The sequence below is a fragment of the Streptomyces hundungensis genome, assembly GCF_003627815.1.
Classification (GTDB): domain Bacteria; phylum Actinomycetota; class Actinomycetes; order Streptomycetales; family Streptomycetaceae; genus Streptomyces; species Streptomyces hundungensis_A.
On record NZ_CP032698.1, the window covers coordinates 4,133,522 to 4,147,957 of the forward strand.

The 14,436-nt window shown below is 72.0% G+C and carries 10 protein-coding genes, 5 tRNA genes and 1 riboswitch; of the genes, 5 read left to right on the forward strand and 10 right to left on the reverse strand.

The window, feature by feature from the left end; translation table 11 throughout:
• The first annotated feature begins 297 nt into the window (after positions 1 to 297).
• Entirely contained in the window at positions 298 to 1,044 is a 747-nt protein-coding gene (trmB, locus tag DWB77_RS18415) for a tRNA (guanosine(46)-N7)-methyltransferase TrmB (RefSeq protein WP_246033881.1), read from the forward strand.
• A gap of 74 nt (positions 1,045 to 1,118) precedes the next feature.
• A complete protein-coding gene (locus tag DWB77_RS18420; RefSeq protein WP_120722290.1) occupies positions 1,119 to 2,534 on the forward strand; it encodes a PrsW family intramembrane metalloprotease in 1,416 nt (471 codons plus the stop codon).
• 488 nt (positions 2,535 to 3,022) lie between these two features.
• Here the strand turns inward: DWB77_RS18420 and DWB77_RS18425 are convergent, their stop codons facing one another.
• The 10 genes from DWB77_RS18425 to DWB77_RS18460 all read right to left on the reverse strand — a co-directional run bounded on the left by DWB77_RS18425 (position 3,023) and on the right by DWB77_RS18460 (position 13,358).
• The gene (locus DWB77_RS18425; RefSeq protein WP_428985130.1) at positions 3,023 to 4,129 is read right to left on the reverse strand and encodes a M23 family metallopeptidase; all 1,107 of its coding nucleotides are present in this window, start codon (positions 4,127 to 4,129) and stop codon (positions 3,023 to 3,025) included.
• A 12-nt stretch (positions 4,130 to 4,141) separates the two neighbouring features.
• Positions 4,142 to 4,309, reverse strand: a riboswitch (cyclic di-AMP (ydaO/yuaA leader).
• Between the two features lie 273 nt (positions 4,310 to 4,582).
• On the reverse strand, positions 4,583 to 5,704 hold the full coding sequence (locus DWB77_RS18430; RefSeq protein ID WP_120722292.1) for a PP2C family protein-serine/threonine phosphatase: 1,122 nt from the start codon (positions 5,702 to 5,704) through the stop codon (positions 4,583 to 4,585).
• Positions 5,705 to 5,767: 63 nt separating this feature from the next.
• Positions 5,768 to 6,031 (reverse strand): hypothetical protein, encoded by a 264-nt coding sequence (locus DWB77_RS37840; RefSeq protein WP_162952552.1) that lies wholly within the window; start codon positions 6,029 to 6,031, stop codon positions 5,768 to 5,770.
• A 181-nt stretch (positions 6,032 to 6,212) separates the two neighbouring features.
• Positions 6,213 to 6,286: transfer RNA gene (locus tag DWB77_RS18435), tRNA-Met, on the reverse strand.
• 46 nt (positions 6,287 to 6,332) lie between these two features.
• Positions 6,333 to 7,394, reverse strand: a complete 1,062-nt coding sequence (gene trpD, locus DWB77_RS18440) for an anthranilate phosphoribosyltransferase (RefSeq protein WP_246033565.1) — start codon at positions 7,392 to 7,394, stop codon at positions 6,333 to 6,335.
• Positions 7,395 to 7,778: 384 nt separating this feature from the next.
• A tRNA-Lys gene (locus DWB77_RS18445) sits at positions 7,779 to 7,851 on the reverse strand.
• 176 nt (positions 7,852 to 8,027) lie between these two features.
• Positions 8,028 to 9,560 carry an amino acid permease gene (locus DWB77_RS18450; RefSeq protein ID WP_120722294.1) on the reverse strand — a complete coding sequence of 511 codons (1,533 nt, stop codon included), beginning with the start codon at positions 9,558 to 9,560 and terminating at the stop codon, positions 8,028 to 8,030.
• A gap of 203 nt (positions 9,561 to 9,763) precedes the next feature.
• The gene (locus DWB77_RS18455) at positions 9,764 to 12,061 is read right to left on the reverse strand and encodes a DEAD/DEAH box helicase (protein ID WP_174248575.1); all 2,298 of its coding nucleotides are present in this window, start codon (positions 12,059 to 12,061) and stop codon (positions 9,764 to 9,766) included.
• Between the two features lie 196 nt (positions 12,062 to 12,257).
• Positions 12,258 to 12,803: a hypothetical protein gene (locus tag DWB77_RS37845; RefSeq protein ID WP_162952553.1), complete on the reverse strand. Its 546-nt coding sequence runs from the start codon at positions 12,801 to 12,803 to the stop codon at positions 12,258 to 12,260.
• Between the two features lie 204 nt (positions 12,804 to 13,007).
• Complete coding sequence (locus tag DWB77_RS18460; protein ID WP_199846692.1) at positions 13,008 to 13,358, reverse strand: metallopeptidase family protein; 351 nt, start codon at positions 13,356 to 13,358, stop codon at positions 13,008 to 13,010.
• Between the two features lie 282 nt (positions 13,359 to 13,640).
• Between DWB77_RS18460 and DWB77_RS18465 the strand changes: the two genes are divergently transcribed.
• The 3 genes from DWB77_RS18465 (at position 13,641) to DWB77_RS18475 (ending at position 13,926) form a co-directional block, all read left to right on the forward strand.
• Positions 13,641 to 13,713, forward strand: a tRNA-Glu gene (locus DWB77_RS18465).
• Positions 13,714 to 13,751: 38 nt separating this feature from the next.
• Positions 13,752 to 13,826: transfer RNA gene (locus DWB77_RS18470), tRNA-Asp, on the forward strand.
• A gap of 26 nt (positions 13,827 to 13,852) precedes the next feature.
• Positions 13,853 to 13,926 (forward strand) — tRNA-Phe (locus tag DWB77_RS18475).
• Positions 13,927 to 14,436: the final 510 nt, after the last annotated feature.

Consider the following 14,436-nt stretch of genomic DNA (forward strand, 5'->3'; position numbering starts at 1 on the left):
GGCACGGTCCGCAGGATCGAGAGGGGTTAGGGGCGCGGGGAACTGCGCGACCAGCCACCTGCGGGCCGCAGACGAAAACAGGTTCTTTGGGGGCGCGGGGAACTGCGCGATCAGGGCCGTGTGGGGGCGGGGCCGGGATGGGGGCGGGCCCCCGGGGTGAGAGGGGGCCCGCGGCGGTGCGGGGAGGGAGGGGGCTTCGGTACAGGCATCCCGCCGCACTCCGCCCCGTAGAATCACAACATTGTGTCTGAGCAGCCCCAAACCCCCGAACCCCCCGCCCCCCGGACCGAAAAGGTCCTGCCCCGGGACAAGGCACCCCGCTTCCCGGGCGGCCCCGCCGCCGACCCGGCCGGCTCGCACCACGAGCGCCGCATCCGCAGCTTCCAACCCCGCCGCAGCCGCGTCACCACCGGCCAGGGCGAGTACCTGGAACGCCTGTGGCCGGTGTGGGGCTTCGACATCGACGGGCTGCGCGAGATCGACCTGGTCGAGATGTTCGAGGGGCTGCCCGTCGTCCTGGAGATCGGCTTCGGCATGGGCGAGGCCACCGCGCAGATGGCCGCCGACGACCCCGGCACGGGCATCCTCGCCGTCGACGTCCACACCCCCGGCCAGGGCAATCTCCTCGGGCTCGCCGAACGCGGCGGCCTGAACAACGTCCGCGTGGCCAACGGCGACGCCATCATCCTGCTGCGCGAAATGCTGCGGCCGGACGCCCTGGACGGCCTGCGCGTGTACTTCCCCGACCCGTGGCCCAAGAAGCGGCACCACAAACGCCGCCTGATCCAGCCCGAGTTCCTCTCCCTCGCCGCGACCCGCATGAAGCCCGGCGCCGTCCTGCACTGCGCGACGGACTGGGAGGACTACGCCGAGCAGATGCTGGAAGTCCTCGACGCGCACCCCGACTTCGAGAACACCGTGGACGGCGGCGGCTACGCGCCGCGCCCCGCGTTCCGGCCGCTGACCCGGTTCGAGGGCCAGGGCCTCGACAAGGGACACGTCGTCCACGATCTGCTGTTCCGACGCGTCGGGCACGGCGGATAGCGCGGATCGTGCGCGTGGCGCCGATGGTGAGGGCACCGTCGCGCATTGTCAGTGACCCTCGTTAGGGTCGTCAGGTGTCCTTCGAGTCGCTTCCGCATCGCCCGCACCCCGGGCAGGCGCCCCAGCAGGCCGGGTCGGCCTTTTCGGCCCAGCCGGTTCCGGCGTGCGCGGACGAGCCCCGCTTCGACGCGGTCCCCCCGGACCGTGCGAAGTGGCGCTACCGGCCGCGCCGCGACTTCTGGCGTTCCAAGGCGGTCCGCGCGGGCGCGCTGATCACCCTGCTCGCCCTGTGCGGCCTGGTCATCTTCGCGCTCGTACGGGACGAGACGGGCACCGAGGGGTTCCTGGTCGGGCTCGGGCTCGCCGTCCTTCCGGTGCCGCTGCTGGCCGCCGCGTTCCGCTGGCTGGACCGGGTGGACCCGGGCCCCTGGCGCAACCTCTTCTTCGCCCTGGCGTGGGGCGCCTGCGCCGCCGCCCTGGTGGCGATCATCGCCAACTCGTTCGCGACGCGCTGGATAGCCACGGCCACCGCCGACCCCTCCTCGGCCGACCATCTGGGCGCCGGCGTGATAGCGCCCATAGTCGAGGAGAGCGCTAAGGCGGCGGCCGTCCTGCTGCTGTTCCTGTTCCGCAGACGCGACTTCAAGAGTCTCGTCGACGGCGTCGTCTTCGCCGGCTTCACCGCGACCGGCTTCGCCTTCACCGAGAACATCCTGTACCTGGGCAACGCGTTCGGCGAGGACCAGGCCAGCCACAGCGGCGGCCTCGCCTCGACGACCGCCGCGACCTTCTTCGTACGGGTCGTCATGTCGCCGTTCGCCCACCCGCTGTTCACGGTGATGACGGGCATCGGGTTCGGGGTGGCCGCGCTCGCGCCGTCCGGCAGGAGGCTGCGCCGGGTGGTGTTCCCGCTGCTCGGCCTGGTGTGCGCGATGGGCATGCACGCCCTGTGGAACAGCTCGACGCTGTTCGGGGCGTACGGCTTCCTCATCGTGTACGGGGGGTTCATGGTGCCGGCGTTCGGGCTTGTCACCTGGCTCGCGATCTGGAGCCGCCAGCGGGAGCTGCGTACGGTCGCCGCCGAGCTGCCCGCGTACGCCGCGGCGGGGTGGCTCGGGCTTGCCGAGCCGTTCGCGCTCTCCTCGATGCGGGCCCGCGCCACGGCGCGCGAGTTCGCGCAGCACCGTCTCGGGGGGAAGTCGGCGGCGCGGGCGGTCGCCGAGTACGAGGCGTTCGCGACCGCGCTCGCGTTTCTGCGGCACCGGGCGTATCGCAGTGCGGGGGCCACCGGGCCCGGGCCCGATTTCGCGGCCCGCGAGCAGGAGTTGCTCCACCATCTGTGGGAGCGCAAGCCGGTTGCGGGGCCGGCGCTGCTGTACGCGGCGGGGGCCACGGGCCGGGCCTGGCCGCCCCCGCACCCCGGCCCGCCGTCCCCCTACCCCTACTGGCCCCCCACGCCCCCACCCACCTACAACCCCTACCTGACCTAACCCCCGGGCCCGCACCCGTGACGGGGGTTGGCCCATCTGAGCCCCTGGGGCTCCGCCCCAGTCCCCAGGCACCTCGCCCACCCGCCCGCCCGTGCAGCGGGTTGGTTGGTTCCGGCCCTGGGGCTCCGCCCCAGACCCCGTTCGCGCCTAAAGGGCGCTCGTCCTCAATCGCCGGACGGGCTGAGGTGGCCGACGCGGGCCAGCACCGAGTAGCTAGGGGCGCGGGGAACTGCGCGACCAGCCACCCACGGTCCGCAGCCGAAAACGGGTTTTCAGGGGCGCGGGGAACGGCGCGAGAAGCGACCACGACCCGCGGTCGAAAACGGGGGTAAGGGGCGCGAGGAACTGCGCGACCAGCCACGCACGGTCCGCAGGGTCGAGAGAGTTAAGGGGCGCGGGGAACTGCGCAAAAAGCCGCCGGCCCTGCCCAACGGCGAGTTCAGCCGCGCCGGACCCCCGGGGTCAAGGGGCAAGCCCCGAACCCAGGGTCAAGGGGCGAGCCCCTTGGATTGGAGCCAGGTCATGGGGTCGATGCCCGTGCCGGACGGCGTATGCACCTCCAGGTGCAAGTGCGGCCCCGTAACATTCCCCGTCGCCCCCACCCGCCCAACAACCTCCCCCGTCGCCACCCGCTGCCCCGCACTGACCGCGATCGACGACTGATGGCAGTACCAGAGCTCACTGCCGTCGTCGAGCTTGACGACCGTCCGGTACCCGTACGCCCCCGCCCACCCCGCCGACACGATCGTGCCGGAGTGGATCGCCTTGAGCGGCGTACCCGTGGGCGCCGCGAAGTCGAGGCCGGTGTGGTGGCCGGAGGACCACATCGAGCCGGCCTCGCCGAACGTCGAGGTGAGCGTGTTCGAGCCGACCGGCAGCGAGTAGCTCGCCGCCAGCTTGGCCAGCCGCTCCTCCTCCGCCTTCTTCTCCGCCGCCTCCTCCTGCGCCTTCTTCTCCGCCGCGGCCTTCGCCCGCGCCGCGTCCTGCTGGGCCGCCGCCTCCCGCGCCGCCTTCTGGGCCGCGGCCTGCTGCGCGGCCGCCTTCGCCTCGGCGGCGGCACCGGCCTTCTGCTGTGCGGCCTGCTGGAGGATGCGGGCGCGCAGCGCCTCGCCCGCGTCGGTGGCGCCCCGCTCGGCTTCGCCGGTGGACAGGCCCGTCATGGTCAGCGGCGCCGCGGCGATCTTCTGGTCTGCCTGGGCGGCGCCGGACGTGAGGCTGTCCGGAGCGTGGTGCGGGACCAGTTCGCCGACGCCGGGCAGCGATCCGAGGTCGGGCAGGCTCGCGCTGAGGGAGTCGGGCAGCGATATGGAGACCGGCGGCTTGCTCTGCGCGCTGGCCATGCCGCCCGCGCCGACCGCCGCGATGACACCGACGCCGAGAACCGTGGAGCTCCGGGCGAGCCCGCCACCGCGCTGCTTGGCCACCCGGTGCCGGCCGCGGACGGGGCGTACGGACTCCTCGGTCGGGTCCCACTCCTCCCAGGTCTCCGTCTCGCCGGGCGCGTCCCCGTACAGCGGCTGGGGTCTCGCCGGGTCGAGCGTCGTGGAGGGGAACGCGGGGAGGGGGGTGCCGAGGGCAGGCTCGTTGGCGGCCACGGGGGCGCGCTCCTTTCCTTCCTTCTCGCCTACCGGTTGGCGGTGGGGGTCCCCCTGACCCTGAGGCCAAGGGGAGGGTTCGGAGCAGGAAGGTCTCCTACGAGCGCCCATGACGGACGTCCGATTCACCCCAAGTCGGTGGTTCCCCGGTTCCCTGACGGGATTCGGCGCAGGCGCGCGGTGCCGCCGTGGCGGCGGCTGGGACGGCCGCGCTGCGTTATCGAACGTTAATAGACACGGGGGGAGGATTCCAAGCCGTTCCCACTGATCGTTAACGGTTCTGGCCCGGACTTAGTGCCCATTGCCGGGGCATTCCGGGCGAGTTGACGACTTCTCAGCGTCACCTTCATCACCGGCGCTTTCTGATGGTGTGTCAATTGTTATGCGCAGGGACACTGTCGGGCACCCTCGGTGACGACCCCGTCCCCCGCGAAACCCCCTTCCGCGAGGCCCCTACTTCACGATCTGGACCGTGCGGCGCCGCTCCGGCTGCCCCTCGGCCGGCCGGGCCACCGCCAGCAGCGCCATGTCGTCGCTGGAGCCGCCACCCGTGTAGCGGCGTACGTCGTCGACGAGCGCGTCCAGGACCTCCTCAGGGCCCGGGAAGATCGCACCGCTCAGCCGGGCGCCGGGCTGGTAGAAGACGCCCGCCTTGTCACGGGCCTCGGACAGGCCGTCCGTGTAGAGCAGCAGCATCGAGCCGGCGGGGAAGGGGCGCGCGTCCGCGCGGTCCGGCCACACCCCGAGGTCGGACATGCCGAGCGGAAGCGCGGGCTCGCTCGGCACCAGCGCGTCGAGCGACCCGTCCGCGTGCAGCAGGAAGGGCTCGGGGTGGCCCCGGTTCACCAGGCGTACGGTGCTCTCGCCGCGCGGGATCTCGGCGAGCAGCGCCGTGGTGAACCCCTCGACCGCGTCGAGCCGGTCGCGCCGGGTCCCCTCGCGGGCCAGCGCCCGTTCCAGCCGCTGCGTCACCGCCTCCAGGGACGACTCCTGCTCGGCCGCCTCACGGAACGCACCGATCACCACGGCGACGGCCTCCACCGCCTGGAGCCCCTTGCCGCGTACGTCACCGACGATGAGCCGGACCCCGTACGGGGTGTCCTGCACGGCGAAGAGGTCCCCGCCGATGAAGGCGTCCGCCTGCGCAGCCTCGTACCGCGCGGCGACATGAAGACCGCCGATGCGGGCCGCGGGGGTGGGCAGTACGGCGCGCTGCGCGGTCTCGGCGATGACGCGGGCGGAGGCCAGCTGCTCGCCGCTGTGGCGCAGGATGCGATTGATGACGAGGGCGAGGGCGCTCACCGTGAGCACGGTGAACAGCTCGCTGGCGCCTTCGCCGAGGTTGGGGAGGTCGTGTATGAACCAGAGGGCCACGACGGCGGCCACCGAACCGGCGCCGACGGCGGCGGTGCCGCGGTCGGAGTAGAACGGGGCGGCGGCCACCGGTGCACCCGCGAAGAGAGCGGCGGCCGTCAGATCGGGCGGGGTGGAGGCGTCGAAGACGAAGCCGACCACGATGAGAAGTACGGGTAGCGCCCGTACCAGGCGCCTGTCGCCCTCTGCTCGCTGCCGCACTCGACCAGCCTGCCGCTTTTCGGCCTCGGCGGCCACTCGACGCACCCATGCGGGGAGACGGCGTCAGTGGCGGCGGCAGCGGTGCGGGCCGGGGCGCCCCCGCACACAGCTCCCCCGGGTGTGGCGATGATTGGCCGCCCGCTCGGGCACACAGGGCAGCTCGGCCCAGCCGTCCCGGTTGAGACGACAGCCGTGAGCAGGCACCGTGACCCCGACGGCGGGCCCCCGCACCACGACGGGCACGGGACCCCCCGCCTCCTGGCACCCGCTCAGCCCGGCCCCGAGCCCGACGACCAGCAGCACACCGGCCAGCACCCTCCGCCGCATCCCCACCACCACCTCGCACCGACACTTACGTACGCGCACGCGCCGACCCGCATGCCCAGCCGTACGGCCGCACTCACTCCGCGGCCACTCACTCCCCGCGCACGCACGACAACTCAGCGTACTCACTCACAAGCAACAAAAAGACCCGGCACTTTTTCAAGTGCCGGGCCTCTTCGTTCAGTAGCGGGGACAGGATTTGAACCTGCGACCTCTGGGTTATGAGCCCAGCGAGCTACCGAGCTGCTCCACCCCGCGTCGGTAAACACAACTGTACGCCACTCGCAGGGGTGCTCCGAACCATTTACCGCGCGGGCCCCCGGAGCGAGCGGGCGAGGTCCAGCCAGGTCTTCAGGGTTCGGGCGGCGGCGCCGGAGTCGAGGGCGTGGCGGGCCTCGTCCAGGGCGGCGGCGAACGCGTCGGGCAGGTCGCGGTCACCGAACCCCCGGTACGCGGCCAGCGCGCCCGCCGCGTTGGCGAGCACGGCGTCGCGCACCGGCCCGGTCTCGCCGTCCATCACCCGGTGGACGGCGCGCGCGTTATAGGCGGCGTCGCCGCCGCGCAGGGCGTCGGGCGCACAGCGAGGGAGGCCGAACTCGGCTGTGTCCAGGCCCACTTGACGCACCCGCCCGGCCGCGGCGACCCACGCCCGGGTCGGCGCGGCCGTGGTGATCTCGTCGAGCCCGTCGTCGCCGCGCACCACCAGCGCACTCGCCCCGCGCGCCGCGAGCACGTCCGCGAGGACGGGCGCGAGCGCGGTGTTGGAGCAGCCGACCACGGCGGTACGGGGACGGGCGGGGTTGGTCAGCGGGGCCAGGTAGTTGATGACGGTGGGCACGCCGAGCGATTTGCGGACCGGGCCCGCGTGCCGCAGCCCGTGGTGGAAGCGGGGCGCGAAGGTGAAGCCGATGCCGGTCTCGCGTACGCAGCGGGCGACGGCGTCCGGGGTGAGGTCGAGGGGGAGCCCGAGGGCCTCCAGTACGTCGGCGGCGCCGGCCTTGCTGGAGACCGAGCGACCGCCGTGCTTGACGACCGGGACGCCGGCTCCGGCCACCACGACGGCGGCCATCGTGGACACGTTCACGGTGTGCGCGCCGTCGCCGCCGGTACCCACGATGTCGACGACGTCGGCGCCGTCCACGGGGAGCGGAACGACCCGCTCCATCAGGGCGTCGAGCAGCCCGTGGATCTCCTCGGCGCTCTCGCCCTTGGCCCGCAGCGCGACCAGGAACCCGGCGAGCTGCGCCGGATCGGCCGCGTCGTCCATCACCTGGCGCATGGCCCACCGGGCGTCATCCGCACCGAGATCCTCGCCACGCAGCAGTACGGCCAACAGGTGCCGCCATGTCCGGCCGGCCTCGATCACGTGACTCCCTCCACCACAAACGCCTCCGAAAACCCCGACCGGCCCCCTGTCCCCCGCACAATATCCACCCCACCCACCCCACCCTGGGTCGCCCACCGCCCGGAGCCTTGCGGCCCCGGCGCCCCCGCCTACCCAGGGTGGATCCTGCGCACGAAGCCCGAGGAACACGAGGTGCGTCCAGCTCGGCCGGCGCCGCGTCCGCAACGTCACCAAGTTCGCGCCTCGGTCGCCGCAGCGCACCCAGTACGCGCGCCGGCGGTTGGGGCACTCTTCGAGCACGCACATGGGCCGCAAAGCGGTCGAAACGACTTCGGTCCGACTGGGCGTTCCCAGTCGGACCGAAGAAGTTGCAGGTCAGAGCAGATCTGACGCTGCGACAAGCGGTAGGCCATGTCGGACTCGAACCGACAACCAACGGATTAAAAGTCCGCTGCTCTGCCAATTGAGCTAATGGCCCTTGGCGAGTCACCCCCGAGCATAGCCGGACGGCGCCCGGCAGCCGATCGGGTATCGGGTGTCGGGCCCGTCGCGGGTCGGGTGGGAGGCCACCGCGCGCTGCCCGATGCGGACATAACGGGGTGACACTTCCGCGGGCCGGGGCCACCCCGAGTTGGCTCCCGCCGGCAACGCCCCCTACTCCCCCCGCACGCCCCGCAAGAACCAGTGGCGGGCCGACGCCAGCCACCACGCCGTGGCGAAGCCGAGGACCGCCAGGACGGCCAGGGGGGCGTAGTTGAAGGTTTCCCAGGTCACCGGGGAGACCTGGGGCAGCATGAACAGGACCGTGATGACCGTCACCCAGGCCACCGCGACGATGCCGACCGGGCGCGACCAGCGGCCCAGGTGCCAGGGGCCCGGGGTGAAGGCGTCGCCGCGGAACAGGCGCAGCAGGGTCGGGATGACGTACGCGATGTACAGGCCGATCACCGCGATCGACGTCACGGCCGCGTACGCCGTCACATTGATGAGGTACGGCAGACCGAGGACGAGCGCGGCCCCCGCGGCCAGCCAGACCGCCGCGACCGGGGTGCGGGTGCGCGGGCTCACCGTGTGCCACAGGCGGGAGAACGGCAGGGCCCCGTCGCGCGAAAAGGCGTAGATCATGCGGGAGTTGGCCGTCACCGAGGCCATGCCGCAGAAGAGCTGGGCGCCGATCACCACGAGCAGGAGCAGCTTCCCGCCGGTCTCGCCGAGGGAGTCCAGGAGGATCTGGGCGGGCGGCGCGCCCGTGGCCGAGTCGAGCTGGGTGTCGTACGAGCCGATCGCGTACGTGAAGCCGAGCAGCAGGACGAAGCCCGCTATCCAGGAGGTCCAGATGGAGCGGACGATGCCGCGCGGGCCGGCCGTGGACGCGTCGTGCGTCTCCTCCGTCATGTGCGCGGAGGCGTCGTACCCGGTGAAGGTGTACTGCGCCATCAGCAGGCCGATCAGGACCACGTACACGCCGTTGGTGAAGCCCGTCTCGTTCACGAAGCGCGTGAAGACGAACGACGTCGACTGGTGCGTGTCCGGTACGAACAGGAGCGCGGCCACGATGGCCACGACCCCGAGCACGTGCCACCACACGCTCACGCTGTTGAGCAGCGCCACGATCCGCACGCCGAACGTGTTCAGGAGGCCGTGCAGCAGCAGGATCGCCGCGAAGAGCAGGATGGTGCGGGCCGGGGTCACCTCGAAGCCGAACTGGAGGTTCAGATACGCCCCGAGGAACGACGCCGCACCGAAGTCCACGCCCGCCGTCACCGCGATCTGGCCCAGCACGTTGAACCAGCCCGTGAACCACGCCCAGGCCGCCGCGCTGCGCGGCGGGGCCAGCCGGTGGGCCCAGAAGTAGAGGCCGGCCGAGGTGGGGTAGGCGGAGCAGATCTCGGCCATCGCGAGACCGACGACCAGCGTCATGAGGCCCACCGCCACCCAGCCCCAGGTGATGAGGGCGGGGCCGCCGGTCTTCATGCCGTACGCGTACATGGTCAGGCAGCCGGACAGCACCGAGATGATCGTGAACGAGACGGCGTAGTTGGAGAACGCCGACATACGGCGGGCCAGGACCTGCTTGTAGCCGAGCTGCGCCAGGCGTTCCTCGTCGGTCGTCGCCACGCCGGCGGATCCTTCCGCGCCGGCGGATCCTTGTTTCTCCGGGGAGTTGGTGCTGGCGTCGTTTGTCATGCCCCCAGCGATTCCCTCCCCGGGGGCCGACCATGCGCCGTGCCGTGGCCGGAATCTGACGGAGCGTCGGATGCGCGGGCCCCGGCTCATGGGCTTACGCCTCATACGTCCGTGTCGGACATGTGGCGGGGGCCCATGCAAAAGGGCCCGCACCACACCGAGCAGGTGGGGTACGGGCCCTGATGAGCCGTCAGGCAGCGGGATCAGCCGTTGCGCTTCCAGCGGGGCTTGTCGTCGCGGCGGCCGAAGGAACCGGTCGCGGTGCCGGTGCCGGTGCCGCGGTGGTCGTCACGACGGCCCTGCGGGCGGTCGTGGCCACCGGTGCGGAAGCCGCCACCGGCGGGACGCTCGTCACGACGGTCACGGTTGAACGGACGGTCGCCGCCACCGCGGTTGAAGCCGCCCGAGGGACGCTCGTCACGACGGTCACGGTTGAAGCCGCCACGCTCGCCACCGCGGTCGTCACGGTTGAAACCGCCCGAGGGACGGTCGTCACGGCGGAAGCCGCCACGGTCGCCACCGCGGTCGTCACGGTTGAAGCCACCCGAGGGACGCTCGTCACGACGGAAACCACCGGAGGGACGGTCGTCACGGCGGAAGCCGCCACGGTCGCCACCGCGGTCGTCACGGTTGGAGCCACCCGAGGGGCGGTCGTCGCGACGGAAACCGCCCGAGGGACGGTCGTCACGGCGGAAGCCGCCGCCGGCCGGGCGCTCGTCACGACGGTCACGGTTGAACGGACGGTCGCCGCCACCGCGGTTGAAGCCGCCCGAGGGACGCTCGTCACGACGGTCACGGTTGAAGCCGCCACGCTCGCCACGGTCGCCACCGCGGTTGTCGCGACGCTCGAAGTTGCCCCGGTCGTCACGGCGCTGGAAGCCACCGCGCTCCTCGCGGGACTCCTGCTGGACCGGCACGGCAGCGGCGGCGGCAGCAGCCGCGACCTCGGCCTCGGCCTCGGCGGCGACCTCGGCCACCGCGGCCTCCGGGTCCTCGCCGCGCTCACGGGCGGCGCGGGCCACCAGACGGTCGGCCTCCTCGCGCAGCTCGCCGGCCCGACGGGTCAGGCGCTCCAGCTGCTTGGTGAGGTCGGCGACCTCGCGCTCGGCCTGCTTGGCCGAGTTGTTCGCCGAGTCGGCCTGGACCTCGGTCAGCGAACGGGCGCCGGTGATCTCGGCGACCTCCGGGTCGAACGCGCCGGCGCTCTGGATGATGTGGCGCGAGGCGTCGACGCCCGCGTCCTCCATCAGCCGGAAGATCTGGCGACGCTGGTGCGGCAGCGAAAGCGACACGACGACACCGGACTTGCCGGCGCGGGCGGTACGGCCCGAGCGGTGCAGGTAGTCCTTGTGGTCACCGGCCGGGTCCACGTTGAGGACCAGGTCGATGCCGTCGACGTGGATGCCGCGGGCGGCGACGTCGGTGGCGACCAGGGCGTTGACGTAGCCCTTCTTGAAGTCCTCCAGGACGCGGGTGCGGGCGCCCTGGGTCATGCCGCCGTGCAGAGCGTCGGCCTTGACGCCCGACTCGCAGAGCTGCTCGGCGATGCGGTCCGCGCCGAGCTGGGTGCGGACGAAGATGATCGTGCGGCCCTTGCGGGCGGCGATGGCGGCCGTGACCGGCGCCTTGTCCTTCGGCTTCACGACCAGGACGTGGTGGGTCATCGTCGAGACGTTGCCCTGCGCGCTGTCCACCTCGTGCGTGACGGGGTTGGTCAGGTAGCGCTTGACCAGCGTGCTGATCTCGTTCTCCATGGTGGCGGAGAAGAGCATGCGCTGGCCGCCGCCGGGGATCTGGTCGAGCAGCTCGGTGACCTCGGGCAGGAAGCCCAGGTCGGACATCTGGTCGGCCTCGTCGAGGACGGCGACCTGGACGTTGGCGAGCGAGCAGGCGCCACGGTTGATGAGGTCGCGCAGACGGCCCGGGGTGGCGACGAGGACGTCGACGCCGCGCTCCAGGGCGTAGATCTGGTTGCTCATCGACGTACCGCCGCAGACGACCTTCATCTTCAGGCCGAGCACGTCGCCGTACGGCTGGAGGGCGTCCGCGACCTGCATCGCGAGCTCACGCGTCGGCGTGAGGATGATCGCGCGGGGCTTCTTCTTCTCGGTGTGCCCGCCGGCCAGCTGGGCCAGGGTCGGCAGACCGAAGGAGAGGGTCTTGCCGGAGCCGGTGCGGCCACGGCCGAGGATGTCCTTGCCGGCCAGGGCGTCCGGGATGGTCGCGGCCTGGATCGGGAAGGGGGAGGTCACACCGTTCTGCGCGAGCTTGCGCACGACGCCCTCGGGCAGACCGAGGGCCGCGAAGGTGACGGTGGGCTCGGCGTTCTCGTCGTTCTCGTCCGCCTCGGACTCGACGATCTCCACGACCTCGATGACGTCGGAAGCCGCTACGGCCTCGACGACGTCGTTCTCACGGGCCTCGACGACCTGGACGGCCTCGATGGAGTCGTTGTTCTCGTTCTCGGGCAGGACGGAGTGATCAGTGCTGGAAATGGACATGCGAAATGCGAAACCTTCCGGAGTCTCGGCACGCGCCCGTCAACTCCGTGAATTCGCAATTCGACCGCCTCAATGCGGTCAGCCACGGCTAGGGAATACGCGCCACGCGGCGCTCTTCTGTGTCGGCGCCGGGCAATGGGATCAAACGATCTACTACCATACGCACCCTCACCCCCCTAAGGCAAACCGAGTCCTCCTAAACCGGTCCGACCTGCGGTGATGCGGTCGGCTCCGGATCGATCGGAGGCTGATTGCGATGGAGCGCGGTGTTGTGCGTATCGGCCCCCGGGGTCGTCGACGGGGAGGCGGCCGGAGGCGGCGACGACGAGGGGGGCGCGGGCGGCGAGACGGGCGGCGGGGCCGGAACCGAGCGGGTCGGCGACGGGGCCGGCTTAGAGGGGGCGCCCGGCGACGGCTTGGCCGGACCGGGACCGCCGGGCTTCGGGTTGGCACCCGCCGACGGCGCGGCCGGACCCGACGCCCCCGGCGACCCGCCCGCACTGGGCTTCCCCGCCGACCCGCCCGGCGCTTTCGGATCCCGCTTGCCGCCGTGCTCCCGGCCCGCGCCGGACCCGCCCTTGCCCTCGTCGGACGCGGCCGCCCCACCGTGCTGCCCCGCGGAGACCGAGGGCTTCGGCTTCCCCTCGTCCTCGCTCACGCTCATGCAGCCCGCCGACGCCGTCAGCACCAGGACGGTCACGGCCAGCTCGGCCAGGCGGACAGGGGTGGTCAACTGGCGCACGGGGGCACCTCCGGAACACGGGAGCGTTGGGGTCGTACGTTCCAACTCCCGCGCCCCCACGGGGGACACGCCCGGGCGACACCCGGCTTGCGATCCGACATCCGTCCGAGCCGCACGCACGGGCGCGGCGCGGGCTTACCGATTCAGCCGCCGCCCTCCGGCTTTCCGGTGCCGGGTCACCTGTACTTGCGTACTTGTCCGAGGTCACCCGTACCCGAGGGCGTGGAGGCGTTCGTCGTCGATGCCGAAGTGATGGGCGATCTCGTGGACCACCGTCACCTCCGTCTCGGCGACTACTTCCTCGCGCGTCTCGCACATCCGCAGGGTGGGGCCCCGGTAGATGGTGATCCGGTCCGGGAGCACGCCGGCGTACCACTCGCCGCGGTCGGTGAGCGGGGTTCCCTCGTAGAGGCCGAGCAGCTCGGGGTCGTCCGGGGCGGGCTCGTCCTCGACGAACACCGCGACGTTGTCCATCAGCCGTGTCAGCTCGGGCGGAATCCGGTCGAGCGCCTCGCCGACCAGTTCCTCGAACTCCTCGCGCGTCATCTCCAGCACCCGGCCATTGTGGGTCACCTGGGGGGTGGGCGCCGAGTGCGGCTCGGGCGGGTGTGGCTCGGGCGAGTGCGGGTGCGGCTCGCCCTGGTCCGGCCCGTCCTGGTCCGGTCCGGTCCGGGCGGCCCCGTCCGGGTCGCCCCGGTGCCGCTCGTCGTCCGTCCGGTGCCGGTCTCCGGTGGGGGCTGCGGGACCCCCTCGGAAACCGTTTTGGCGATACCTCCCCGCATCCCATATGCTTCTCACGTCCCCGACGCGCTGCAAAGCGCCCAGGCGGGCCAATTAGCCCTCATCGTCTAGTGGCCCAGGACGCCGCCCTTTCAAGGCGGTAGCACGGGTTCGAATCCCGTTGGGGGCACGCACAATCCTGTGCGAGACTAGTTCTCGCGCAAGCTTGGTCCTGTGGAGCAGTTTGGAGTGCTCGCCACCCTGTCAAGGTGGAGGCCGCGGGTTCAAATCCCGTCAGGACCGCTGTAGTTCACTTCGGTGAGCTACGTGGCTGGGTAGCTCAGTTGGTACGAGCGATCGCCTGAAAAGCGATAGGTCGCCGGTTCGACCCCGGCCCCAGCCACCCCTCGAAAGCCCTGGCCCATCCGGCCGGGGCTTTCGCCATTGCGGGGGCTGTGTCCCCTCGCCCCGTGCGCGGCCGGTTGCGCAGTTCCCCGCGCCCCCAACCCCTCTCGATCCCGCGGACCGTTGATGCTTCTCGCGCAGTTCCCCGCGCCCCCAAAACCCGCCTTCGTCCGCGGCCCGAGCCCACGTCTCGCGCAGTTCCCCGCGCCCCTGAACCCCCTGGCAGCTGCGGGCCGTGGTCGCTTCTCGCGCAGTTCCTCGCGCCCCTAAACCCCCCTGTCGTCTGCGGGTCGTGGGTGGCTGGTCGCGCAGTTCCCCGCGCCCCTAACTACTCGGCGCCGGCCAGCATTGGCCACCTCAGCCCGTCCGGCGATTGAGGACGAGCGCCCTTAAGGCGCGAACGGGGTCTGGGGCGGAGCCCCAGGGGGCCGGAACCGACCAACGCGCTGCACGGGCGGGTGGGTGGGAAAACGGGCCGGGGTTTGGGGCGGAGCCCCAGGAGGGCCCG

Coding starts and splice junctions, on each gene's coding strand:
- DWB77_RS37840 (WP_162952552.1), bottom strand. CDS start 6,031: ATGCGGCGGAGGGTGCTGGCCGGTGTGCTGCTGGTCGTCGGGCTCGGG.
- DWB77_RS18450 (WP_120722294.1), bottom strand. CDS start 9,560: ATGACAAACGACGCCAGCACCAACTCCCCGGAGAAACAAGGATCCGCC.
- DWB77_RS18455 (WP_174248575.1), bottom strand. CDS start 12,061: ATGTCCATTTCCAGCACTGATCACTCCGTCCTGCCCGAGAACGAGAAC.